Source organism: [Clostridium] citroniae WAL-17108 (genome assembly GCF_000233455.1).
Taxonomy (GTDB): domain Bacteria; phylum Bacillota; class Clostridia; order Lachnospirales; family Lachnospiraceae; genus Enterocloster; species Enterocloster citroniae.
Genome location: NZ_JH376422.1, coordinates 471,490 through 473,033 on the forward strand (window position 1 = coordinate 471,490; position 1,544 = coordinate 473,033).

2 protein-coding genes are annotated in these 1,544 nt (G+C 44.6%); one reads left to right on the forward strand and one right to left on the reverse strand.

Going from position 1 to position 1,544, the window contains the following annotated elements; translation table 11 throughout:
• Positions 1–990, reverse strand: a 990-nt coding sequence (locus HMPREF9469_RS15290) for a tyrosine-type recombinase/integrase (RefSeq protein WP_007863455.1), incomplete at its 3' end; no start/stop codon positions are given.
• 76 nt (positions 991–1,066) lie between these two features.
• Between HMPREF9469_RS15290 and HMPREF9469_RS15295 the strand changes: the two genes are divergently transcribed.
• A complete protein-coding gene (locus tag HMPREF9469_RS15295) occupies positions 1,067–1,402 on the forward strand; it encodes a hypothetical protein (RefSeq protein ID WP_038292765.1) in 336 nt (111 codons plus the stop codon).
• Positions 1,403–1,544 lie beyond the last annotated feature (142 nt).

The window sequence follows — 1,544 nt, forward strand, 5'->3', positions numbered from 1 at the left end:
TGCAGCATACATGTCGTACTCATATCTAATCTTTCCGGCACCATTTTTTGCATATATCCTGGTGGTTTCTACACTCGAATGCCCCATCAAATCACATAATGTTGGAAGCGGCATACCTTTGTTCAATGCACGCGTGGCAAATGTGTGCCTCAGCAAATGCGGAAATACCCGCTTACCCAGCCCTGCCTTTTTTGCAATCTTCCGGATAATGTTCTCCAGGGCATTCTTCTTTAATCCTTGATAAGGTGCCCTTTTTGATAGTATCACAGCCCCGCTCCTACGGTCCCCCAAATATCGTTCCAAATATTCCATCGCACGGTCATTAAAGAACACCATGCGCTCCTTCTTTCCCTTTCCTAATACTTTCCCACATCCCGCCTGAAGGTCCATATCTTCTACCCGCATACTGACCACTTCGCTGACACGACAACCACTTGCCAGGAACAGCTCCAGAACTGCATTGTCACGGATATTGGTTCCACAGGCAATACGCAGTTTCTCTACTTCACGGCTGGTCAATGCCTCCCGTATTTCTGCTACATACTTGATTGGGTCCACGGTGGACATAGGATTTTTTGAGATGTAGCCTCGTTCATGTAGAAAAGTAAAGAAGGAGCTTGCAATGCGCCGTTTGTGGTCTTTGGTGCTGGAGCTAATCTTTCTAGCCTGCTCATAATAATTAAGGCATTCCACCACATCCTCTCCCGCGATTTCCTGTACTGGCTTACCTACATAAATCAGTAAGTCCGTCAAAAAACGCTGGTATTGATTGACTGTACTAACCGAATAATTTTCAAACCTGATTTTCCCGATGAAAATATCCAATTCTGGAAAGCTGATTATGTTGGTACTCAACCCGGTTTCCCTTTTGGATATTTCGTAGTTTCGCAACACTGACGATAGTGCCCCGTCAATCACCTGCAGCGCAGGCCGGTCCAGTTCATTGGACAACCTGGCCATAAGCTCATCTTTTAACCTTACTTCATCCATTTGTTCTACCTCCATACAATAAATTTGGTATCTTTATTGTATGATAGGAGGCTTGGCAGCACCAGACTGCTTTACTGTGCGCAATACGGATTTATCAGACCATGGAATTGTTAAGGCATATTCTGGGGATGCCGTCATTAATTCGGATTGGGTAAGTGCTGGAACCGTGGTATACAAAGTCCTTAACGGTACGTGTTTTGTGGATTTTGATATCACTGTAAAGCAGATTACAGCAATAAACACGCTGATTGTAAGCGGACTGCCTGAATCAACAATCGTCAGGCACGGGCGCATTACAGGCTGGGAAAACGGCGACATTTCTATGCCGTTTTACTTAAATAAAAAGGATATCATTGCAAATCCCTGTGGTGCAGGGAGGTATGCAGGATGTCTTTCCTTTTCAATTATATAGTTCGCCAACCGGTCCAACCGATTCCAGCAAGAGTATAACTTCGGACAAACAAGTTAGTATCTGACACTGACAAAAGCAACCTGAATACGCCCAGGCAAGCTACAAGAGACATACCGATAACAAAGCCATTACCAAATCCACT